General features: G+C 55.0%; 22 protein-coding genes and 1 pseudogene. 17 read left to right on the top strand and 6 right to left on the bottom strand.

Annotated features, from left to right (window positions below):
- Nucleotides 1–53: 53 nt before the first annotated feature.
- From AACY25_RS18555 to AACY25_RS18545, 3 genes are read right to left on the bottom strand one after another with little or no spacing between them, the layout of a single operon-like run.
- Complete coding sequence (locus AACY25_RS18555; RefSeq protein ID WP_339526596.1) at nt 54–1415, bottom strand: sensor histidine kinase; 1362 nt, start codon at nt 1413–1415, stop codon at nt 54–56.
- On the bottom strand, nt 1384–2070 hold the full coding sequence (locus AACY25_RS18550; protein ID WP_339526594.1) for a response regulator transcription factor: 687 nt from the start codon (nt 2068–2070) through the stop codon (nt 1384–1386). Before AACY25_RS18550 ends, AACY25_RS18555 begins: the two co-directional genes overlap by 32 nt.
- Nucleotides 2070–2819, bottom strand: a complete 750-nt coding sequence (locus tag AACY25_RS18545) for a MipA/OmpV family protein (protein ID WP_445262168.1) — start codon at nt 2817–2819, stop codon at nt 2070–2072. Before AACY25_RS18545 ends, AACY25_RS18550 begins: the two co-directional genes overlap by 1 nt.
- A gap of 283 nt (nt 2820–3102) precedes the next feature.
- On the opposite strand from AACY25_RS18545, the gene AACY25_RS18540 reads away from it, so the two are divergent.
- The 6 genes from AACY25_RS18540 to AACY25_RS18515 all read left to right on the top strand — a co-directional run bounded on the left by AACY25_RS18540 (nt 3103) and on the right by AACY25_RS18515 (nt 11978).
- Nucleotides 3103–4527, top strand: coding sequence for an efflux transporter outer membrane subunit (locus AACY25_RS18540; RefSeq protein WP_339526590.1), 1425 nt, complete (start codon nt 3103–3105; stop codon nt 4525–4527).
- A 68-nt stretch (nt 4528–4595) separates the two neighbouring features.
- Nucleotides 4596–5789, top strand: coding sequence for an efflux RND transporter periplasmic adaptor subunit (locus AACY25_RS18535; RefSeq protein ID WP_339526589.1), 1194 nt, complete (start codon nt 4596–4598; stop codon nt 5787–5789).
- On the top strand, nt 5786–8902 hold the full coding sequence (locus AACY25_RS18530; protein WP_339526587.1) for an efflux RND transporter permease subunit: 3117 nt from the start codon (nt 5786–5788) through the stop codon (nt 8900–8902). The genes AACY25_RS18535 and AACY25_RS18530 overlap by 4 nt, the downstream gene beginning before the upstream one ends.
- 439 nt (nt 8903–9341) lie before the next feature.
- Nucleotides 9342–9938 carry a hypothetical protein gene (locus AACY25_RS18525; protein WP_339526586.1) on the top strand — a complete coding sequence of 199 codons (597 nt, stop codon included), beginning with the start codon at nt 9342–9344 and terminating at the stop codon, nt 9936–9938.
- Between the two features lie 81 nt (nt 9939–10019).
- Nucleotides 10020–10676, top strand: coding sequence for a hypothetical protein (locus AACY25_RS18520; protein ID WP_339526585.1), 657 nt, complete (start codon nt 10020–10022; stop codon nt 10674–10676).
- An 876-nt stretch (nt 10677–11552) separates the two neighbouring features.
- A complete protein-coding gene (locus AACY25_RS18515; RefSeq protein ID WP_339526583.1) occupies nt 11553–11978 on the top strand; it encodes a hypothetical protein in 426 nt (141 codons plus the stop codon).
- 138 nt (nt 11979–12116) lie between these two features.
- Here the strand turns inward: AACY25_RS18515 and AACY25_RS18510 are convergent, their stop codons facing one another.
- Nucleotides 12117–12692, bottom strand: a complete 576-nt coding sequence (locus AACY25_RS18510; protein WP_339409633.1) for a hypothetical protein — start codon at nt 12690–12692, stop codon at nt 12117–12119.
- Nucleotides 12693–12837: 145 nt separating this feature from the next.
- On the opposite strand from AACY25_RS18510, the gene AACY25_RS18505 reads away from it, so the two are divergent.
- The 9 genes from AACY25_RS18505 (at nt 12838) to AACY25_RS18465 (ending at nt 19171) form a co-directional block, all read left to right on the top strand.
- Nucleotides 12838–13479, top strand: a complete 642-nt coding sequence (locus AACY25_RS18505) for a DUF4272 domain-containing protein (RefSeq protein WP_339526581.1) — start codon at nt 12838–12840, stop codon at nt 13477–13479.
- Between the two features lie 503 nt (nt 13480–13982).
- Nucleotides 13983–14567 (top strand): DUF6151 family protein, encoded by a 585-nt coding sequence (locus AACY25_RS18500; protein ID WP_339526579.1) that lies wholly within the window; start codon nt 13983–13985, stop codon nt 14565–14567.
- Between the two features lie 374 nt (nt 14568–14941).
- Nucleotides 14942–15505, top strand: a complete 564-nt coding sequence (locus tag AACY25_RS18495) for an AbiU2 domain-containing protein (protein WP_339526578.1) — start codon at nt 14942–14944, stop codon at nt 15503–15505.
- 77 nt (nt 15506–15582) lie between these two features.
- Entirely contained in the window at nt 15583–16218 is a 636-nt protein-coding gene (locus tag AACY25_RS18490; RefSeq protein WP_339526576.1) for a hypothetical protein, read from the top strand.
- A 79-nt stretch (nt 16219–16297) separates the two neighbouring features.
- Nucleotides 16298–16984 carry a hypothetical protein gene (locus tag AACY25_RS18485; protein WP_339526575.1) on the top strand — a complete coding sequence of 229 codons (687 nt, stop codon included), beginning with the start codon at nt 16298–16300 and terminating at the stop codon, nt 16982–16984.
- Between the two features lie 29 nt (nt 16985–17013).
- Nucleotides 17014–17526, top strand: coding sequence for a hypothetical protein (locus tag AACY25_RS18480; protein WP_339526573.1), 513 nt, complete (start codon nt 17014–17016; stop codon nt 17524–17526).
- Nucleotides 17527–17616: 90 nt separating this feature from the next.
- Complete coding sequence (locus tag AACY25_RS18475; RefSeq protein WP_339526571.1) at nt 17617–18183, top strand: hypothetical protein; 567 nt, start codon at nt 17617–17619, stop codon at nt 18181–18183.
- 78 nt (nt 18184–18261) lie between these two features.
- Nucleotides 18262–18618 (top strand): hypothetical protein, encoded by a 357-nt coding sequence (locus AACY25_RS18470; protein WP_339526569.1) that lies wholly within the window; start codon nt 18262–18264, stop codon nt 18616–18618.
- Between the two features lie 94 nt (nt 18619–18712).
- Nucleotides 18713–19171 (top strand): hypothetical protein, encoded by a 459-nt coding sequence (locus AACY25_RS18465; protein WP_339526567.1) that lies wholly within the window; start codon nt 18713–18715, stop codon nt 19169–19171.
- Nucleotides 19172–19475: 304 nt separating this feature from the next.
- Here the strand turns inward: AACY25_RS18465 and AACY25_RS18460 are convergent.
- A pseudogene (locus tag AACY25_RS18460) lies at nt 19476–19714 on the bottom strand (amidase); the annotation flags it as partial.
- 116 nt (nt 19715–19830) lie between these two features.
- Between AACY25_RS18460 and AACY25_RS18455 the strand changes: the two are divergent.
- Both AACY25_RS18455 and AACY25_RS18450 read left to right on the top strand, forming a co-directional pair.
- Nucleotides 19831–20667 carry an AraC family transcriptional regulator gene (locus tag AACY25_RS18455; protein ID WP_339526566.1) on the top strand — a complete coding sequence of 279 codons (837 nt, stop codon included), beginning with the start codon at nt 19831–19833 and terminating at the stop codon, nt 20665–20667.
- A gap of 110 nt (nt 20668–20777) precedes the next feature.
- Nucleotides 20778–21374, top strand: coding sequence for a LysE family translocator (locus AACY25_RS18450; protein ID WP_339526564.1), 597 nt, complete (start codon nt 20778–20780; stop codon nt 21372–21374).
- A 75-nt stretch (nt 21375–21449) separates the two neighbouring features.
- On the opposite strand, the gene AACY25_RS18445 is transcribed toward AACY25_RS18450, so the two are convergent.
- Complete coding sequence (locus tag AACY25_RS18445; protein WP_339526562.1) at nt 21450–23159, bottom strand: amidase; 1710 nt, start codon at nt 23157–23159, stop codon at nt 21450–21452.
- Nucleotides 23160–23242 lie beyond the last annotated feature (83 nt).

Genomic DNA, 23242 nt, shown 5'->3' with positions numbered 1-23242 from the left:
ACGCCTGCTTTGGGGGATTACAAAGCTGAGGACGATTCAAGCGCCGGGCAACCTTACGGGCGAGACAACCGAAATATCAGGCCGGGCTCGGCCCGCTGCACAGCCAGAGTCCAGTTGTGAGCCGTCGCAATTTCCTGGCAGATGGCCAAGCCTAGTCCGGCGCCATGGTCACGTCTGTGGGCACCACGCCAGAAACGTACGAACAACTGAGCCAGTTGTTCCGCCTCCACTCCAGGGCCCCAGTCGCGTAGCGTCAGGGTATTGCTGCGTACCTCAAGATGAATCTCGCTACCGCCAGGTGCATGCTGAATGGCGTTCTCCAGCAGATTTTTCAACAGGGTGAAGAGGGCGCCGCGATCCGCCAGCCACTGCGGCTCGCTGTCCCCAGACATCACCAGCCGCACATCCGCAGCATCTGCCATGCGCTGGAGATAATTCACCGCTTCCGCCGCCACATTGCGAATACTCACCGTAGCGAACCGGTAACTCTGGATCTCGCTCGCCTCGGCCAGGTGCAGCAATTGATGGACCTGGCGGGTCATGTGCTCGACATCGTTGAGCAGTGATCTGCGCTCATGGCCCTGATCGATCAGCTCGATCTGCGCGCGAATCAACGCTAGCGGCGTTTTCAACTCATGTGCCGCGGTTGCGAGAAATTCCTGCTGGACGCGGTAGCCGTGTTCCAGCCGTTCCAGCACCTTGTTGAAGCTGTCTACCAGGGGGGCAATTTCAGTCGGGATCGCATCGGTTTGCAGGCGCGCGTTAAGCGAACGGGGAGAGATGCCGGCCGCGGCATTCGATATCTCGCGCAGCGGTTTGAAGCTGTACTTCAGGGTCACATAAACGCATGCGCCGAAAACGAAGAGCAGCACCAGGCTGAACAGGATGATGCCCAGGCCAGTATATGGCATGGCAAACGCCCGGTAGACCAAGTGAAAAAACCGCGTACTGGCGGTGAACTGCAGATACCAGGTCCGTCCGTCGTGCTCGACTGCTTCGGTGGCGCCGTGCATCGTCACGCCCCTCTGCTCGAACGTGAAGCTGCCAGGCTGGGGCTGGCCGGCGGCGCTTTCAGGCCAGATGACCTCGCTGGTAGGCGCGGACAGCACAACCTTCCCTGAGCTATCCAGCACGCGGTAAGCGGTCTCCTGTTTCAGGCTGTCGAATACCCACTCGGTGTCGAAGTCGTCAATGCCGAGCCCAACGGGTATGCCATTGCTGTCGAACAGCAGGTCATCGGCCAACTCTTTCGTGGTATCGGCCACCTCAGCGTCAGAGAGTAAGGCGCTTTGCGAGGTCGTGATGGAAAAGACGGCCAGCACTACCAGAGTGGTGGTCAGTGCCGCGCCCGCAATGTAGGCAAATAGCACTTTTGCCGCTAGGCTATTGAGCCCCAGTGTGCTCGCGAAGCGCATAACCATGTCCTCTGACGTTGACAATTTTGTAGCGCGAACCAACGGCGATCAGCTTGCGGCGAATACGATGCAGGGCGACGTCCAGGGCGTTGGGGGTAACCGCTTCGCTCAGCCCCCAGGCCGCTGCCTCCAGTGCACTACGGCGTACGACATCCTCCTGATTGCGCAAAAACAGCAGCATGATCTGCATCTCCGCTGGCGACAGGGCAACGCTTTTATCGGCTTGCCACAGAACCCCGGTGTCGGTCCGCAGGGTCAGATCGCCATAGCTGGGATAGAGGGCGCTGAGTACCACCGGGCGACGCAGCAGCGCTTTCACGCGGGCGACCATCTCATCCATGGCGAAGGGTTTGGCCAGGTAGTCGTCGGCCCCGGCATCCAGGCCCTCGACGCGATCATGTAATGCGTCGCGGGCTGTCAACACCAGGCATGGCAAACCCCGGCCGGCCTTGCGCAATTTCTGTAGCAGGCTAAGCCCGTCACCATCCGGCAAGCCGCGATCGAGGATCATCGCCTGGTAGGAAAGCTGCTGGATCGCCGCCCAGGCGGCATCGACGCGGCTGACCACATCGACGGCAATGCCGGCGCCCGCCAGGCCCTTGCAGATCAGCTGCGCCAGCCGGTCGTGATCCTCGATCAGGAGAATGCGGCTCATCAGAAGCGGTACAGGTAGCCGAAGCGCACGCTGTTTTCGCTGGAGCTGTCCACCAGCGGACTGTCCTCGATCTCGCTGCCTAGGCGTACGGCTTCCAGGTCGAGAAATACCGAGTGCTGCTGATCGAACAGGTAGGTACCGCGCACGCCAAATTCAGTGTTGATAGTGGATTTCCCTTTATAGGCTGCACGGTCGAAACGGACTTCGTCGCTGCGAACACCGAAATAGTAGTCGACGTACTCCTGGTCCTGCCAGATGGCGGCCAGTCGCGGGGTGAGCATCATGTGCTCGCCGAACGTCCAGGTTCTTTCCAGCCCCAGAGTAAACCGCTGACCGTCGCTGTCGCCCGATACATCGGCAAGCCACTCGGCGTTAACGTTGACCAGCTCGTTCTGCCACTCCACTTTCGCCCCGGCCCAGAAGCCGCCGTCGCGATCGTCCATGCCATCAAGAATACGCGCGTCGCCTTCTTCATAGCCGCTGGAGTCGTACTCGGCCACGATGTTGAAGTTGAGTTGTTGAGTGTCGCTTATACGCAGGCTGGGCAGCTTGAACTCAGCGCTGGGGCCAAATACGCGGACATAGTCGTTCTCGAAATAGATCAGCGGTATCGCTTCGTTATCACGGTCGATATCGGTGTAGGGCTGCTGGCTGCTGGCGACGCCAAGTCCCAGGCCCCAGGACGAAGTCCCGTCGGCGGTTTCCTGTTCGGCCGAGTGGGCCGTGAATGACCAACTCAAACCAGCCACCATGGCTGAAATGGCCAGGGTGCGTACGAGCGCACTCGATAGGTTTTGAGCAGGTAAGCGAAAGCGATGCATTGGGCTCTCCAGAGTAAGGATGAAGACGGTCCAATGATTGGCAGCTCCGACTTACTGAACACTTACTGGCCGCGCTTTATTTGTTTCGACTGCTGGTAAGGATCTGGAAAGGTTGGCCCCCCGATAGTGACTCCCGAAAACAGCTAACCGACGGCCAGTGGCGTCGCGTTGAACACGTGCGGCTTTGCTCACGTAAGAAGGGAGAACTTTTTTGAATTCACTAATGAGCCTGCCATGGATCATGTTGGCAGCAGCCATGCTCGCCGGCTGCGGCTCCATCGCGCCGGCACCTACTCCAGGCAGCGCAGAAGCGCCCGTTGCTATGCGGTGGCATGCGCCGCTTGCCCATGAGGGCACACTTGATGAGCTGACACGCTGGTGGGCGCAATTCGACGACCCGCTGATGCTGGACCTGATTGCCGATGGGCAGTACGCCAGTGCAACCCTGGCCCAGGCGTTTGGGCGCATTGCCGACGCACAGGCGGCACGCGTTGGCGGCATCGCAGCCTTGCTGCCCTCGCTGGATGGCGTCGTTGATGCCAGCCGTGGTCGATCCGAACTGGGCGCCCCGGTAAGCTCGCTGTCTTTGGCCAGCCTGCAGGCCAGCTGGGAGCTGGACCTGTTCGGCGCCAACCGTGCTGGCGCCAGCGCCGCGCAGGCACAGCTGGAAGCGCGCATGGCGGGCTGGCATGACGCGCGCGTTTCACTTGCCGCCGAGGTCGCGACGACTTACATCGAGCTACGGGCGTGCGAAGCGCAGGTCGCGCAAGCCGAACACGACGCCGAGTCACGCAGGGAAACAGCGCGCTTGACCGAGTTGATGGCGGGCAGCGGCTTCCAGGCCCCCGCTGAGGCCGACCTGGCTCGCGCCAGCGCTGCGCAAGGGCAGGTGACCCTGGCTGAGCAGCGCGCCCAATGCGAATACCTGGTCAAGTCACTGGTTGCCCTGACGGCGCGCGCCGAACCGGCGCTGCGCGAGCAACTGGCCGACGCCACTGCGCACCTGCCGCAGCCGGCCGAATTTCGCGTGGCCAGCGTGCCCGCCCAGGTACTCGCGCAGCGCCCCGATCTCTACGCGGCGGCGCGTGATGTCGTCGCCGCCAGCGCCGAGTCGGTACAGGCGCAGGCGTTGCGCTGGCCGCGCGTCACCTTGAGCGGAAACATCGGCAGCACGCGCATAGCCGAGGAGGGTGGTGTCAGCAGCAACGGCACGGTGTGGAGAGTCGGTCCGGTTGCGGTGACGCTGCCGCTGTTCGACGGCGGTACGCGGCGGGCGAATGCCGAGGCGGCGAAGGTGCGCTACGAAGTGGCGACGGTGGTCTACGCCGAGCGCTTGCGCAACGCCATCCGTGAGGTGGAAACCGCACTCGTCACGCTGCAGAGCACGACAGTCCGCAGCGACGACGCCCGCCGTGCGGTCGAGGGTTTCGAGCGTTCGTACCGCGCCGTCGAGTCCCGTTACCGGGTTGGCAATGCCAGTTTGTTCGAACTCGAGGATGCGCGGCGCAGCCGGGTGGCCGCTCAGGTCACCCTGATCGACCTGCAGCGCGAGCGCGTCGCCAGCTGGATCACCTTGTACCGCGCGGTCGGCGGCGGCTGGTCCGCTGCCGAACTAAACGAAATCGGCGGCGTGTGACGCCCCCATAAGCCATTCGCACGCCTGCCCACCGCGCGCATCTCACCCTGCCCAGGATGACTACAACCATGAACAGAACAACCCGCCACACTGCCTTTATCGTCATGACGATGGTCGCGGCGTTTACCCTGGTGATCGCGGCGCTGATCGTATGGCTCCCTGGCCCAGCGCCGGCTAACGATAAGGCGCTCGCGACGGCGAAGCCTGCGCTCACCGTTGCTGTTACCAGCCTCCAACCCGCGACTCTGCCCATTCGCGTACAGGCGAACGGCAATGTCATGCCCTGGCAGGAAGCCAGCGTTGGAACCGAGGCAGACGGCCTACGCCTCACCGAGGTCAGGGTCAATGTTGGCGACCTGGTTCGGCGTGATCAGGTGCTCGCCACCTTTGCAGCCGACACGGTGAGTGCCGAACTTGCGCAACGTCGTGCTGCGACCGCAGAGGCCGAAGCCGCGCTTGCAGAGGCCGAGGCCAATGCCCAACGGGCACGGCAACTGCAAAGCAGTGGTGCGTTATCGGCACAGCAGATCAACCAGTACATTACGGCGCAACGTACAGCGCAGGCACGGCTGGAGGCCGCTAGAGCGACCGAGCAAACCCAGCGTCTTCGTCTGATCCAGACCCGCGTGCTGGCGCCTGACGATGGCGTGATTTCATCCCGAAGCGCCACGGTGGGCGCTGTGCTGCCGGCGGGGCAGGAATTGTTTCGCCTGATTCGCGGCCGACGTCTCGAATGGCGCGCCGAGGTGGCTGCAGCGGACCTTGCCCGGTTGCAGCCCGGCCAGGTCGCGCAGGTGCGGCTGGCCGATAACCAAATGGTGGAAGGCCGGCTGCGGATGATCGCGCCGATGGTCGATACGCAAACCCGCAATGGCCTGGTGTATGTCGACTTGCCTACGGACAGTCCGGCGCATGCCGGCATGTTCGCCCGTGGCGAGTTCGAGATCAGTAGCGACCAGGCGATGACCTTGCCGCAAAGCGCGGTGTTACTGCGCGACGGCTTCAGCTACGTGCTGCGTGTCGGGGCGGACTCCAGGGTCGTGCAGGCCAAGGTGACGGTTGGGCGGCGGCTAGGGCAGCGCATCGAGATTACCGACGGCATCGATGCAGCCGGCCAGGTGGTTGTGGCCGGTGGTGGATTTCTTGGCGACGGCGATGTTGTTCGCGTCGTCGAGGAGCCACCGGCCTTACGTGATGATCCGGTGACCTCGGCTGCAGATGCCGCGCCCGTCAGCCTGAATGTGGGCGGGGGTGAGCAATGAACCTGAACGTCTCGTCCTGGTCGATCCGCAATCCAACCACGGCCATTCTGCTGTTCATCCTGCTGACGTTCGCCGGCCTGATGGGTTTCAGCATGATGAAGGTCCAGGAGTTTCCCGACATCGACCTGCCGGTGATCACCATCACGGCCGAATTGCCGGGTGCCTCGCCTGCGCAGCTGGAAAACGATGTCGCGCGCAAGATCGAGGATTCGCTGGCGACGGTGCAAGGCGTTAAACATATCCAGAGCACCCTGGCCGACGGCACCGCGGATATCGCAGTCGAGTTTCGCCTCGAGAAGTCGACCCAGGAAGCATTGGACGATGTGCGTGACGCGGTGGCTCGAGTGCGTGCCGATCTGCCGGCCGACCTGCGCGACCCGGTAATCAGAAAGATGGTAGTCGCCGGTTCGCCGATCCTGACGTACACGGTCGCGTCGACGCGCATGGACGATGAGGCCCTGTCCTGGTTCGTCGACCACGACATCAGCAAGGCATTGCTCGCCGTTCCCGGCGTCGGTGCAGTCACCCGGGTTGGCGGCGTCACCCGCGAGGTGCGCATTGCGCTGGACCCGGCGCAGCTGCTCGCGCTGAACACCACGGCCCTGGATATCTCGCGCCAGCTGCGCCAGGTGCAGCAGGAAGCCTCTGGCGGCCGGGCCTACCTGGGCGGCGGCGAGCAGACGGTGCGCACCCTCGCCACCGTGCAGTCGGCTGAGGAGATCGCCACCCTGGAAATCACGCTGAACGACGGCCGTCGTGTCAGGCTCGACCAGGTTGCCAGCGTCTCCGACACGGTCGCCGAACCGCGTTCGGCCGCGCTGCTGAATGGCAAGCCGGTGGTGGGTTTCGAGATTGACCGCGCCCGTGGCGCCGGTGAGGTGGATGTTGGCGACGGCGTGCGTGCCGCGCTTGATGAGCTCAAGGCCAAACACCCGGAAATGACCGTCACCGAGGCATTCAACTCCGTCGACATGGTAGTGGAGAACTACGACGGCTCGATGTGGCTGCTCTATGAAGGGGCAGCGCTTGCCGTGCTGGTGGTGTTTCTCTTCCTGCGCGACTGGCGGGCGACTTTTGTCGTCGCCGTGGCGCTGCCGCTGTCGGCGATCCCGACCTTCGCGGTGATGTACTGGCTGGGGTTCACACTCAATACTGTAACGCTGCTGTCCTTGTCCCTGGTGATCGGCATTCTGGTGGACGATGCGATTGTCGAGATCGAAAACATCGCGCGGCATATGCGCCTGGGCAAGACGCCTTACCAGGCCGCGATAGAGGCAGCCGACGAGATCGGCCTGGCGGTGGTGGCGACCACCTTCACGCTGATTGCGGTGTTTCTGCCCACCGCATTTATGAGCGGCACCGTCGGCAAGTTCTTCGTCCAGTTCGGTTGGACGGCGGCGATCGCGGTGTTCTTTTCCCTGCTCGTGGCGCGAATGCTTACGCCGATGATGGCGGCTTACCTGCTGCGGGTACCGAAGCAGCAGGCGGAAAAGGCCTCGCGCTGGATGACTCTCTACTTATCTTGGGCGAGGTGGTGTTTGCGCCACCGCGTCCTGACGGTTGCGGCAGCGGCGGCATTTTTCATCGGTGGGCTGCTGCTCGCGGCGTCGTTGCCCGGCACCTTCATTCCGCCCGATGACGATTGGCAGACCCAGGTCACCTTGACGCTCGCACCCGGCAGCACGCTGAACGACAGCCTCGTACTTGCCGAGCGCGCGCGCAGGATCGTCGCGCACAATCAGCACGTGAAGATGGTGTACACCGGCATCGGCGCGAGCGCGGCCAGTGGCGACCCCGTCGAAGCGCCCGGAAGCTCCGCTGGAAATGTGCGTACCGCAGTTCTGACGCTGAACATGACGCACCGCGATGAGCGCCCCGGGCTGACCAAGCAGCAGATCGAACGCCAGCTGCGCGACGCGTTGGCCGTATTGCCCGGCGTGCGCGTCAAGGTGGGCATGGGCGGTTCGGAAAACTATGTGCTGGTGCTGGCGGGTGAGGACGGTGGTGTACTGACCCGCCACGCGCAGCAGGTGGAACGCGAGCTGCGCACGATCCCTGGTGTGGGCGCCGTCATATCGACTGCCAGCCTGGTTCGCCCTGAGCTGATCGTGCGGCCAGATTTTGCCCGTGCGGCGGATTTGGGGGTTACCTCGGCAGACATCGCCGACACCCTGCGCGTCGCCACGACCGGCGATTACGATCAGGAGCTGGCCAAGCTGAGCTTCAGCGAACGGCAGGTGCCTGTGGTCGTACGGCTTAACGATGCCGCCCGCGGCGACTTCGAGCTGCTCAAGCGCCTCCCGGTCCCCGGCGCGCGCGGCCCGGTGCCGCTGGAGAACGTCGCAACCCTTGATATCGGCAGCGGCCCTTCGGAAATCACCCGCTATGACCGCATGCGCAACATCAACTTCGAGATCGAGCTAAACGGCGAAGCGCTGGGCGATATCGAGCAGGCGGTGCTGGCGCTGCCCAGCCTGCAAAGCCTGCCGGCGGGCGTGCTGCACACCTCCAGTGGCGATGCCGAGGCGATGGGCGAACTTGCTATGGGTTTCGGGTTGGCCATGCTGACGGGCGTGGTGTGCATCTACATGGTGATGGTGCTGCTGCTGAAGGACTTCATGCAGCCGCTGACCATTCTGGCCGCACCTATTTTGTCGATTCCTGGCGCGTTTGTGGCCCTGTTCCTCAACGGAACCGCGATGTCGATGCCATCGATGATTGGCCTAATCATGCTGATGGGTATCGCCACCAAGAACTCGATTCTGCTGATCGACTACATCATCCTCGCGCGCCGCGACTACGGCCTGGCGCGGTGGGACGCGATCATCGACGCCTGCAGCAAGCGCGCCCGGCCCATCACCATGACGACCATCGCCATGGGCGCGGGGATGCTACCGGTTGCCCTCGGCCTGGGCGCTGATCCAAGTTTTCGCTCACCCATGGCCATCGTCGTGATCGGCGGGCTGATAACCTCGACCCTATTGAGCCTGCTGGTGATTCCGGTGGTCTTTACCTACCTGGATGACGTCGTCCAGTGGCTGCGGCAACTCACACGCAGCTCACAGGAACACGTGTCATTGAGTCGGGTGAGCGAGCCTGACAAACCGATGTGACGATTACAGATGCACAGCCTCACCGTGAGAGGCCAGTTATGGCCGGTGGCTGCCTGTTACAAAGGGTTGCTGTCGGCCAAAAGCAGTCACTGGGAATGGACTTGCTCAGCGCGTATCAAGTAGTGTCTGAAGCGAATTCGTTCGCGCACCCGCACGAGCTAACGTGGCTATCCATCCATGATGCATAACTCTTTATACGATCATCCGACCGCTGCAACACCCGGACTAGAAAGGGAAGCAAAGATGGCAAGGAATGTTATCCACCAAACCCGTGAACGCGTTACCACACCATTTGGTGTCTATTTATAGTTAGCTTACTTAAGGAAGAGTAATGTATCCGCCAGCATATCCACACGATCAAATACAGAATTTATACCCTGGCGTATTTATGCTGCATGGCAGTATTAAGATGGGGCCCGGAATGAGAATGAACAGAAACATGGTCATTCTACAAAGCGGCCAAGAGCTAACATTAATTAATCCAGTTCGCATGAACGAGGAAGGCCTTGCGGCTCTGGAACTACTTGGCAAGGTGAGCAAAATAATCAGACTTGGTGACTTTCACGGTCTTGACGATGAATTCTACCTAAACAGATATAAATGCGAGTTCTGGGCTCAGCAAGGTCAGGAAACATACAAATCACCAAACCCAACAAAAATTATCAATTCAAGCACTCCTGGCCCTATCAGCAATTCCGAATTTTTCATTTTTGAATCTTCCATTTTTCCAGAAGCGGCGCTTCTCATTAAAGAGCACAAATTATTAATAACCACCGACAGCATTCAGTTTCATTCTGATTGGAGCTATTTCTCGTGGTTTACAAAATTCGCCTTTAAGTTGCTAGGTTTCAAAAATGGTCTAAACATTGGGGGGCCTTGGCTGAAGCGCGTAACACCAAAAGGAGAAACGCTCAAAAAAGATTTTGAGGCTCTTTTAACCCTCGATTTTGAGGCTATTATTGCCGCACATGGCGCACTCGCTAAAAATGCTGCCAAAGAACTACTCAAGGCCGAAATGAGTAACGTGTTCACGTAAGCTAACAACTGGTTCAAACCGTTCGCTTCGCTCACTGGGACGGGCTAAAGCCCGCCCCTTAACCAAACGTTAGGTTACACAATGAACACTCTTAAAATTATCACCATCTTATTGATGTGCCTTCCTTTTATGGCCGTAGCGATTGAAAAAAACCTTCCATTATCGGAAGCAAAGAAAGTCGCAGCAGAATCTGTCCTGAATCAAACAGCTAAGGTGCTTGAAATTTCAGGGTCACAGGTGAATATTGACTTGCCATTTTCCAAGCAAATTTCACCTGCTGACAATCTGGATTTTATTGAAGTCATCATGGCAGTTGAAAGCGAACTTGATGTTTCCATTAATGATTCAGAACTAAAAAGAATTTCTGGCACCACCGACGAAAACGAAATCATAAATTTTCTATCTATTCGGAAGCTTCAAGAATTCGTTGGAACACTCCCCTTGCCAAGCTCCCCAAAGAAACCTACGCCTCCTTCAGTCAAAGGCCCAAACGTTCCCTTAGCATTGGGGGACTCTGGCGCTTACGGCGAGCTAGCAATTAGACCCAATCCAGATGGGCTCACAATTGTGACCATTCCAGATATAAATGATTTGATTGCATCAATTGAACAGCAATCAGGGCGCCAGCTAGCCGCTGAGGAAATCAAAGAATTTCAAGCCATAGCTCCATCACTAGTTATGAGTCCTAAGGACGCAGAAGAACTCAAAAAGCTAAGAGCAAGTAGAAGCCCGCGCTAGTGCAACCTAACAAGTGGTTCAAACCGTTCGCTGCGCTCACTGGGACGGGCTAAAGCCCGCCCCTTAACCAAACGTTAGCGGTAATGTCATGGCCACATTAGCTGAGCACGAAAAAGAGCTTCGAAGTGGCACCGTTTCTGAGGGTGGTTTCGCAGCCCTGATTGATGCAGAAATTTACGGAAACGTTAGCTCAATTGGTGCGTTAGAGAAGCACCTAAGAATATTGCAATCCACTCTTGTGTCCGGAACCCCAATTGAGGTCAATCAACCTCGAAAAGGAAAATACAGAATAAAGAACACAAAAGAATTTCAGTTATGGTGCCAAGAGTTCTTCCCAAGCGCATCAATATAGTGGTGCACATCACCGCTAACAACTGGTTCAAGCCGTTCGCTTCGCTCACTCGGGACCGGCTAAAGCCGGCCCCTTAACCAAACGTTATGCACAAGCGCTCAAGGCAACTACATGGCAAATAGTTGGAACATCCCAAGTTGGCTCGAAAAGGAAGTCCGCGAAAGGGACAAAAAATGCGTTTATTGCAGCGTAGAGTTCACAACCGCCAAAGTCTCAAAGAAAACGTGCGCCAGCTGGGAGCACATAATCAATGACGCAAAGATAATTACCCGAGAAAATATCTCGCTTTGCTGCTGCTCATGCAATGCAAGCAAAGGGCAAAAGCAATTATCAAACTGGCTTGAGTCAAAGTACTGCATTGATCGCGGAATCAACAAAGAATCCGTAGCACCTATAATTCAAAAAGCTATTGCAAATGGGTTGTAGCATGCGCATAACAATTGGTTCAAACCGTTCGCTGCGCTCACTGGGACCGGCTAAAGCCGGCCCCTTAACCAAACGTTAGGCCCCAGAGGGATAACCTAGTGATTCCACAATCCTGCCTTCTCATTGAGACTAAAAAATTCCCGACTCTCGACGGAGAAGATAAGGAAATCACTAACGAGCGCATGTATGGAAAGGCACTCTGCCAATACCTGGAAACTGAGCTTCCTAAAGCAGGAATTAACGTGCCTTTCTTTTGCAACGAAGATTGGGGTTGGTGGCTTGAAGTTGTTCGCAACGACTTCAAAATGGCGCTGTGCATTTATTCAGACCCAGACGCACATGAAAACCCCGAGAGGTATGCACTAATGCCTTCTATACAAAAAGCTAAAAAGTGGTCTTGGTCAAAATTCCGAAATATTGATTCAACCAAGGATGTATTGGAAATAATTAATATCGTTGAGCACGTCCTCAAAAGCGACGGGGATATTCCCGTTGTAACTAGGCACGATGAATATCCGTTATAGCGCCTATTCTTGAGGCCTAACAAATGGTTCAAACCGTTCGCTTCGCTCACTGGGACGGGCTAAAGCCCGCCCCTTAACCAAACGTTAGGCATCCAATCGAGCTTCCACCGCTTTCTCCTATCTACTGAGGAGTTACGTCTATTCTGATTCGAATGAATCACACCCTTCCCATAACTTGATCTTCTTGAGACTTGATAGCACTGCTGAGTCAGCATCTGAAATTTTGATGTCATCAATAAGTCTATCAGGCAATCGTTGCCCAGGAGTTTCGATCATTCGCCCTCTATCAAAAATATAAATCATCTGAGGGACAACACCGGCTTCCGCAGCTCCTTGACATATAGATTTGCTACCTCCATTTATAGCAAATAAATAGTAGTCATTTTTAAATCCTGAGTAAGGTACGAATATGCCACCAACGCTATGAGGATTTGCTGCAAAACTTCCTATTCCGCCCGTATAGTAAACCCCTCTCTCATTTTCCCAGGTCGATCTGTATACGCCGCTGTTTAGCCCCCATTTTTTCGTAGTGCCGAACTCAAATGGATAAACGTAATCGCGAACAAGGTTGAACTCCTTCAATTCTCGAGCAGGAGGTAGGTTGCTTGGATTTATCGAGCACGACGATGTGAAAATTACCGCGAGAAGCAACAGAATAGTAAGTCGCACCCTTATGTTTAAGATTTTTCGTTCAATAGGGAATGCCAGCTGCATGAAAAATCTCCTTGTTACGTATTGTATTCTTCATCGGAAGTCTGCATCTTACCATCTAATCACGCCTAACAACTGGTTCAAACCGTTCGCTGCGCTCACTGGGACGGGCTAAAGCCCGCCCCTTAACCAAACGTTAGGTGCAACCTTGCTAGACCTTTCACTAGTCAAGATAGAGTCTGAAACTTATGTATTGTCGCAAGGCGGAAAAACTTGCGACTGGCTCCCCTCATTAGGCCTTGAAGATATTTCGCTGCGCGACTCAGCAAAAGTTGCGGCCCGAGCGTTGGTTCTTAATATTTTTGTAAATATTGCGTTCAGTGCTCCGATAGCGATTGCACGTAAATGGCTGATCGAAAACGATCTTATGGATTCACTAACCCTAGAAGAAAGAAAAATTATTGAGGGTGAGGCCGAACCAAACGAAGAAACTAAGAACCAACTCAAGTGGCAAATTGAATGCCTGTGGGCAGCAGCTTGGGCTGGTGGTTTGGCCAGTGACTTATTGCCAGTTCAAGAAATATCAAACTCACTTGCCTCATGGCTCCCCAGTCTTCGGAACAATGAAAGCGCAAGTGAGTTCTATGGAAAATTCCAACTACGAAGTCACGACGAAATCTATAAAAAACTAGATTTATTTTATCGCTCTCACTGGCACGCACGTAGTAGCCAGCTGGAAGGCAACGATCCTGCTCCGTTCCACCCCGGAGTAGTTCAACAACGGCGTCATTTTTTAGAATGGGTATTACATCGTGAAGTATCCTGGGATGATGTCGACTTAAGCACCTAACAACTGGTTCAAATCGTTCGCTTCGCTCACTGGGACGGGCTAAAGCCCGCCCCTTAACCAAACGTTAGGTGCACTCATGGAAGAACCTGCGAAACCTAGCCAGGCAAACACCAGTAGTAACTTGATCACATATGGCATTTCCATTTGTGGCCTAGGTGGCATCTTATGGCTATTTCACATGACCTATACAGCCATCAACATGGTTATCGCTGGGAAAGGGCTAGAAACTTATCGAACTTTCTGGCTTGTACAGTTTAACTGGTATGGCTTTCTTGCTTTCATAATGGCTTGCGCCATCGCTATTGCCATTTGCCTCTGGTTACGGTGGCACGAACACATGCAATGGAAAAGTCTGCAGAAAAAATATGGTCGGCGTAAACGCACACCTAACTAGTGGTTCAAACCGTTCGCTCCGCTCACTGGGACGGGCTAAAGCCCGCCCCTTAACCAAACGTTATACAGCACAGCGCTTATCGTAACCTGGCCAAGGAATGGTGATATCTATGCATCCAATTCAATGTAAGTGTGGTGCCGTTAAAGGCAAACTCGAAAGCATTGGAACCAGTAATCGTCTCATATGCTATTGCACGGATTGTCGAGCGTTCGCACATTTTCTTGGTAAAGCTACTTTTGTGCTAGACGAACAAGGCGGAACCGAGATCGTCCAAGTAGCTCAACAGCGCGTGAGTTTCTGCCAAGGAGAAGATCTCCTATCGGCAGTACGCCTCAGCGAAAACGGTATGATCCGCTGGTATGCAGCATGTTGCGGAACGCCTATTGGCAATACTATGGCCAGCAGAAAAGCGGCATTCATTGGGCTTATTCACAGCTGCCTTGACCGCCAGCAAATGGATAAAGACTTTGGAGCAGACGTTGCAGTTTTAAATACTGACACCGCCTTAGGCCAAGCGAAGCCAAAGCAACGTGGGCTTCTGGGGGTTTTAGTTCGCTTCATATGGATCGTGGTCACGAACCGCGTCACCGGACGGTACAGAAAATCTCCTCTTTTTAACTCTTCAGGTTTACCTCGAGTAACCCCAAAAATACTGAGGGCTGACGAATTGGATAAGTTGAAGAGTGCCGTATAACAACTGGTTCAAACCGTTCGCTGCGCTCACTGGGACGGGCTAAAGCCCGCCCCTTAGCTTAATCGTTATGTGCTTTTTCTCCAGATTCACTTTTTTAATGTGGCGCTTGTTTTCGAGTCTTGCGCACAATCCATCCGTGTTGGGCTTCGAGTTAATAAAAGTCTGTAGTTTTTTCAGTTGCTCCGGCTACCGCTTCGCCACTATTCAGGGTTAATCTTGGCCGCGGTTTTGCTCTTTCAGAATCCCGGCACATTGAAGGTCAAAGAATTTAAGAGGTGCGGCTGTTCCCGTAGCTGGCCGCACATAACAAGTCATTCAAGGCGCGACGGCTTACAGCCGCGGCCTTAATTCCAACGTTATGCGAAAGGTGGTTTATGCCACAGATTCTGAAAATGGTATCAGTTATCGCGAAGCTTCAAACTACCCTTGATGTTTACGAGGGGCTATTTGCAGAAAAAAATAATGCAGAAATCACAATTAATAATTTCCACGAGATCGGCAACTCAATAAAAAACGCCTTACGCACCCATATTATAATCGGGTGCGCCGCACTATTTTCAGACCCAAGCAGAACCTGCGGCAACGAGAACATGTCGCTTAAAAACCTGATTGAAAAAAATGAAAGCAAGCTTAGCGCCAGCGCAATCGCTCTCAAAAATGAGATATTCAATCTCGTAGAAAATATGAATTTAAAAAAATTCAGAAACAAACACGTCGGTCACTTTGGTCTTGAAGAAATGCTTGGATTCCAGGCAACAGAAGCAGAGATTACCGTTTCAAATGTCAGGCTGCTTCTAGAAAAATCGCAAAAATTTATCAACATCCTAATTCACGACGCTCAAATAATGCCTCAAAACGAGTCACTTGGGTTTTACTCAAAAATTCCTAATCATCGCTCCACCGATAAATTTTTAGCGCGCCTCAAAGGACACGCATAACAACTGGTTCAAACCGTTCGCTGCGCTCACTGGGACGGGCTAAAGCCCGCCCCTTAACCAAACGTTAGGTTACTGCCATGAAGCTCATCTGCGCAGCATCAATATTCATATTAACTGTGATGTGCAATTTTACGCTTGCAAGCTCTAAAAATTATAAAAACGCAGAAGAGTTTATAAAGTCCATTCCTCATGCGAGCGCCCATTACTTAGTCGCAGAAGGCGACTTAAATGGAGACAATCTTAAAGACTTAGCAATAGTGGTTAAAACAAAACCGCGCGAATTTGAAAGGTACAATCAATTACATGTTCTAATTCTAGAAAAGCCAGGAAAATATTCTCTCGCAGTCTCATCAAGAGAATCACCTATAGCAGGTATGGGATGCTGCTGGCTGGAAAATATGGAGATAAAGAACGGCAGTATTTTTATTCAAAACAATGCGAAAACTGCTTGCGACATTGAAGCCGCAACGCATCAATTCAAGCTTTACAAAAAAACCTGGCGCCTTATTGGTCTTAAAATATTTAACTATCAGCACTGTGAAGACCCGCAACTCAGCGAAGTAAGAGACTTTAACATTCTCACAGGCAAAATAATAAAATCGAAACAGCTAGATGATAATCCAAAGAAGTACGAATATATGGAGTTTACGCCAAATAAATTCCTACTTAAGGACTATGACTTTTTCAATGGCTTCGGCGCACCAGAAACCTAACTAGTGGTTCAAATCGCTCGCTTCGCTCACTGGGACGGGCTAAAGCCCGCCCCTTAACCAAACGTTAGAGGAATTACGCGTGACGATGAAACAAGGCATCGATGACCTTGCTGCTCTTGAGGAAGCTTTCGGCCTTCCTAAAGGATTCATCGACAGCCTTATCAATGAAGATGATTGGTCTCTCATCATCAAGTCGCACGCATTATTGGAATCCGCGTGTGCAGATATGCTTTGCCATTACTTTGGTAAGTACGAACTCGGCGACATATTTGCGCATCTCGATATGAGCAATAAAAAATGTGGAAAAGCTGCCTTTATCTCGGCCCTCAAACTGCTAAGTAAAGCAGAAAGGCGATTTATATCCGAGCTCTCGGAGCTCAGGAATATGCTTGTGCACAACGCGTCGAATGTAACATTTTCTCTGGAAAAATATTTCTCAAGCCTAACCAAAGAAAAACAGAAAAGCCTCCATTCTGCCTTAAACCTCCGTCTAGAAAGAATTTCATCAAATAACGAAATTATTGAAGGCGTTAACCTTCTAATAAAAACACCTAAAGCTGTAATCTGGAGTTCATTAACCCAGTGTTTAAGCAGCATTTACATTCAAGATGTTTTTGCCATAAAAAGAAATGAACTACTGAATGACGCGCTAGAAAAAATCAAAATTGCAGGGCCAATCGAAATTAGGCAAGAGGATATTCCTCTAACAATTGGTTCAAAGCCGTTCGCTGCGCTCACTCGGGACGGGCTAAAGCCCGCCCCTTAACCAAACGTTAGGCGTCAGGAGGCACAAACTTGAGCTTCTCGCACAAAGCTTTCATTTTTGATTGGTTAAAATTTCAGCACGAGCTGCTGCCAACGTTACGTCTTGCTCTTCAACGAAATGAAACTGAACCTCTAGTGGCATTTATTGAAATACATCTTGGGGCAATTAAAGATCCTTATGAGGGAGAGCCACTTCCTCAAAATTGGCGTTCTCAGATATCCGTCGGCGATGTTCAGGAGCTTGGCGACTTTGCGTTAACCCGCTATTACCAACCAACTGAAGATTTTGGGCTGTCTGAGGAGTGGGGGGCTCTCTCAGAGAGCTTATCTGCCTTAGAGAAGGCTGCCCTGCTAGGAACCTCATTGGCTGAGGCTGGGACAGCTTTTGATCCAGGCAGAATGGGCGCCTATTTTCAGCGCCCAGAAGAAGTTTGCCTGTCGCTGCAGATACTGCAACAAGTTGGGCATCAAAGTCTGGAGCCATTTATAGCAGGCCTTTTGCAGGCTGCTGCCTTAAATAAAGGGCTTTATGTCACCTTCTAATCTGCCGCCTAACAAGTGGTTCAAATCGTTCGCTTCGCTCACTGGGACGGGCTAAAGCCCGCCCCTTAACCAAACGTTATGCACAACACCATGAACCCTATAGACGAATACATTGAGATAATTGATAGGCTTTTCGGCGTTTACTTTGATGCCACTTATGGCTTCCACTTAGGCGTATCAGAAATTCAACGACAGAATGAAGAAGCGCTTGAGGGCTTGGAAGGTAATCTTGACAAAGCAAGGTATGAACTTGACTTAAAACAACTTACTTATTCCATTGGTGAACCGTCAGAAATTGCTCACTCTATTACCGTCCGCGACTATAAATACAGAAATTGGCCAGGTGGCCATAATGAGCAATGGGCGGCACGAATGGCATTGGTCACAATTTATAGTTTCTGGGAACATCGCTACCGAAGTCTAATTGCTAAACACCTAGACAAAAAACCTGACGACCTTAAAGTCGATGAACTTGGTGACCTACGTCATTATCGCCACGCAATAATCCATTACCTAGGTCGTGGCTATGAAGACTTTAATAAATTAAAGGTATTCAAATGGTTCGGGCACGGTGAGGAAATCCGACTTGATGTGCAGAAAATGAGGACCATAACTGAGTCCCTTAAAGCGGCAATCACCAAGTTGAGTTGCGCATAACAATGCGCTCAAATCGTTCGCTTCGCTCACTGGGACCGGCTAAAGCCGGCCCCTTAGCTTAATCGTTAGGGCTCACACATGAGCAAGCGTCAGTCCAAACAGAAGCAAAGGCAAGTAGGCCACATATCTCTGGAAGAGGCTGCTTACTCTGAAACCAAGGCTATTGCGGCTAGACCGTTCGTGCTTGCTGTCGAAAGTCATTTTGCTGGGTACTTTAACGAACTAGGATTAACCATTAAAGTAAATGACACTGCGCCAAGCAGTGACATAATTAAGCTCAGAAACGAGCTGCAAGAAAAATTAGAGGAATTGCTTCCCTCTGGTACTGCACCATTTAGCTGGCAAGTCATATTCATACGCACCAACAAAATAATTGAAACTCTCTTCCCAGGCGATGCACCTAGAGAAGAGACAGATGAGCTAAAAGCGGTTTAGTGTGCAATGCTGAACCCTAACTACTGGTTCAAACCGTTCGCTTCGCTCACTGGGACGGGCTAAAGCCCGCCCCTTAACCAAACGTTAGGGCTATATGAATATTTGGATTGCCGCACTAGTTGCAGTGTTAGTTCAGCCGCTTGTACTTATTGCGCGTTTAGCGCCAGATTTAGTCTCCTCGTCTGGCCCGCTCCATGGCATCGGCTTTATGTTCTTAGCAGTTGTAGTGGTGGCGGCTGCAGCTGTGCTTCTTCTAGGAATTCCTACCTTCCTAATTCTTCAGCGCTTCAACCATTTGACATGGGTTTCAACTTCACTCTCCGGCGCTTTTCTGGGGGCCTTGCCGGCCGCATTCTCTTGGCCGCAACAGCTTGAAGGCTATTCAGCCGGGCAGAACTGGCATGGCACATACGTCGAAACATATCTCAACGGTGCTCCAACAATTTATGCTTGGCTGACTTATGGCGAGAGCGTGTTATTTTTTGCGCTGCACGGCCTAATCGGAGCACTAGTGTTTTACGCCGTGTGGCTCAAATTCGACCGCCCTAACTAGTGGTTCAAATCGTTCGCTTCGCTCACTGGGACGGGCTAAAGCCCGCCCCTTAACCAAACGTTGGACAATGACCGCTTTGGATCAATTTCCGCTCTTCATGACCGGCAGCTGTTGGCCGTTTTTTCAGCCAGTGACAATCTATTTCTTCGATTTCAAATCTCTAAACAGCGCGCCAGCTGATAGCGCGCCGGCTATCGTTTCACTCAGTTTGCGTGGCCTAAGCCATCTCGGTTCGCACAGCGAGCCGTTGACCTGAGTGCACACAATAAAGCCGCTCACATGAGAGGCTTTATTGTGTGCGGCGTTAACCGCGCGAAAGCGGCGGGGTGGGTGGCGGCGTCAGGCGTTTCGAGTCTGTCGACTCGAAGGCGGCGGCAAAGCGCAGCAGGGCGGAATCATCGTAGGCGCGGCCGGCGAAGGTCAGGCTACGGGCACGCCGAGGTGGCGGATGACCAGGTTACCGTTTGATATCCATACGCCGTTGCTCCAGGCGATATCCGCAGACACAGGATTCACGTCCGCATCCGCCGGGCCAACGTTGGCTTAAGCCACCAATGGAAGCCGCGGGGCCTGCACAAATCTTCTAAACGTGGGTTCGCATAACGCAGTAATTTAGTCGCGTGTGAGATCAGCCTGAATTGCTACCTCTGGAGTCATTCGTGGAAACACGCAACTGGATTGAACTGTCCCAGGATGCCGATACCGGGATTGAATCCATTCGTGCCCATTTTCAGGGCCATGCCTACGATCCGCATTGGCATGACAGTTTTCTGGTCGGGGTTACGGAGCATGGCGTGCAGCAATTCAATTGCCGGCGTGTGCGCCATCTCAGTACGCCGGGCAAGGTGTTTATGCTGGAGCCAGGGGAGATCCACGATGGGCATGCGCCCACCGAAGAGGGTTTTACCTACGCCATGCTGTACCTCGAACCGCGCTGGGTGGAAAGGGAACTGCACGGGCTGTTTGAGCACGCGCCGGCCAATAGCCAGCTGGGCTTTGCCGCCACCCTGAGCCAAGATGCGCGGCTGTCCACGGCCATCAATCAAGCTTTCCGGGCATTTCATGAAGGGGATTTGCGGATCGTGCGCCAGAGTGCCCTCGACACCTTGCTCGACTCGCTTACTGACCACCTCGATTGGCGCAAACGCCACGCCCGTGATCCGCGTCTGCCGTTGGTGGCCCAGGTTGCGCGTGATTACCTGCATGCACATGTCTACGAGGACGTGGGACTGGATGATCTAGCACACGTCTGTGCGGTTGACCGCTTTCGTTTGACCCGCGCGTTCAAGGGGGCCTTTGGCCTGGCCCCTCACGCTTATCTGATCCAGCTGCGTCTGGCCAAGGCGCGTCAGTTGTTGGCCCAGGGCGAGTTGCCGGCTGTGGTGGCCAGTGCGCTTGGATTCGCTGATCAAAGCCATCTGGGTCGCTGGTTTCGCCGCGCCTATCAACTCACGCCAGCGGATTACCGCAAGCGTTGCTCAAACCTTCCAGACTGACTCCTGCCGACTTGCAACCATGGACCTTCTTTTGACACTCAGGAGTCCATGCCATGCCTTTATCACCGCTCGCTTTCCCTGTCTCGTTGCGCCTCGTGGGGGGCTGAGCCATGGAATCGTTGCTGCCCTTTATGCTCTTTGCCTTTATGGCCTCGATTACCCCGGGACCGACCAATATTCTGGTGTTGAGCTACTGCTCGCGTCATGGGCTGGGTGCCACGCTGCCGATCATTCTGGGCGCCTGTGTTGCGGCGGCTTCTATCGTGCTGGCCGTCGGCCTTGGTGTGGGTGAAACGCTGCTTCAATTGGCGTGGGTGCAGCAGGCCATGACGTGGCTCGGCGTGCTATGGCTGAGTTGGCTGGCCTGGCAGATTTACGACAGCACGCCGCCATCTCCTGACGCGGCAGTACCCCGCGAACAGCGCATAAGTGTGGCCAGTGCTGCCGCCCTGCAGGCGGTTAACCCCAAGGTCTGGATGATGGCGGTGGCAGTGGTCAGCGTTTTTGTTGGCGAGGGCGATAAGCGTCTGCAGGTTGCACTTCTCTCGCTGGTGTTCCTGCTGGTTTCCGTGCCGTGCATGACACTGTGGGCGTTGCTCGGTGTGGGCAGTGCGCGGGCGCTGGGTTCGCCCCAAGCGCTTAGGCGTCTGAACCAGATACTGGCATGTGGGCTGCTACTTTCTGCCTGGTTGGCTGTGCTGCTTTGATTCCGCACAACGGGTGCACATTAACAGAGATACAGCGACGGGATTGACGCCTTGCGCGCCAATCCCGTTTTGCTTTCACCCGCGCGACAGTGGCGGCGTACGTGGCGGTACTAAGCGCTTCGAGCCGGTTGACTCGAAGGCGGCGGCAAAGCGCAGCAGGGCGGAGTCGTCGTAGGCGCGGCCGGCGAAGGTCAGGCCGATGGGCATGCCGATATCGGCCATCACGCCCATCGGCACGGTGACGGTGGGCACGCCCAGGTGGCGGATGGCGAGGTTGCCGTTGGCCACCCAGACGCCGTTGCTCCAGGCGATATCCGCAGACGCTGGATTGACGTCGGCATCCGCCGGGCCGACGTCGGCGACGGTGGGGAACAGTACGGCGTCGAGGCCGAGGTTATCCATCCAGTCTTCCAGGTCGAGCTTGCGGGTGTGTTCCAGGCCGCGCAGGCCGTCGGGCAGGGTTTCGATCTGCTCCCAGTTCTTCAGGCCGCGCTTGGCCATGTTGACGTATTCATCCATGCCTGCGGCCAGGTCGCCTTCGCGGTTGGGCAGGGTACCGGGGTCGTGGGGGAATATCTGCGGGCCGTCGACGTCGGCCAGCTTGTTCAGCTTTGGGTCGCCATTGGCGCGCAGAAAGTCGTCAAAGGCCCAGCCGCTCAGCTCCCACAGCTCGTCATGCAAAAACTCTGGCGTGACAATGCCACGGTTGTAAACGGTCGGCGCGCCGGGACGGTCGCCTTCGCAGTTGGAGACCAGCGGGAAGTCCACTTCGATCACTTCGGCGCCGGCGGCTTCCAGCGCCTTACGTGCGGCTTCCCACAGAACGATTACCGAAGGCCGGGTCTTGATGCGTTGGCCAGTCGGGCCGCCAATGCCTGGGTTTTCGCTGGTGCCGGCGGCGTCATCCTTGTTGATAAACATACGCGGTACACCAAAGCGTTTGCCGGCCAGGGCATCGGCCGTGGCGGCCAGGTCGGCATAGGCCGCTGGACGCACGTCGGAGGCCTTCGGGATCGCGACCCAGGGCTGCAGACGCCAGAGGTCACCACGGTTGTCCGGGTCATCGGCGACCACGATGTCGAGCACTTCGAGCAGATCGGCCATGGTTCGCGCATAGGGCACCACCACGTCCATGGTCGGCGTCAGCGGCCAGTTGCCGCGCACCGAAATCACCCCGCGCGACGGCGTGTAGGCACACAGGCCATTATTCGAGGCTGGGCCGCGACCGCTGGACCAGGTTTCTTCAGCCAGACCAAAAGCGGCAAAACTGGCGGCAGTGGCCGTGCCGGCGCCGTTGGATGAGCCCGAGGCGAAGGGCGCAGTAAGGTAGGCCGCGTTGTACGGGCTTTCCGCCCGGCCATAGACGCCGCGCTGCATGCCGCCGTTGGCCATGGGCGGCATATTGGTTTTGCCCAGGCAGATGGCCCCGGCGCCGCGCAGACGCTCGACGGTAAAGGCATCGCGATGGGCAACCAAGTCCTTGAAGGCCGGGCTGCCGGAGGCGGCGGTCAGGCCCTTGACCAGGTAGCTGTCCTTGGCGGTATAGGGGATGCCGTCGAGCGGACCGAGCGTCTCACCACGGGCGCGGCGTGCGTCGGATGCTTCTGCTTCCTTCAGTGCTTCAAGGTTAGGCACGACGACTGCGTTGAGTTGAGTCGATGTGTCGGCGCCGTTGTAGGTATCGATACGGGCGAGGTAGGCCTGCACCAGTTCGACCGCCGTGGTCTGGCCGGCTTCGAGCGCGGTGCGCAGTTCGGCGATGGAAAGCTCGGTTACCTCGATCATGCTGTCACCGCTGGCTGTTGAAGAGCGTTGTTCATATCAGTTCTCGTGACGCTGTTGGGTACGCATTGAATCGGTTGCTGGCG

The sequence above is a fragment of the Pseudomonas sp. EA_35y_Pfl2_R111 genome, from assembly GCF_963970955.1.
Classification (GTDB): Bacteria; Pseudomonadota; Gammaproteobacteria; order Pseudomonadales; family Pseudomonadaceae; genus Aquipseudomonas.
This window is presented reverse-complemented; position numbering and strand designations above follow the sequence as displayed.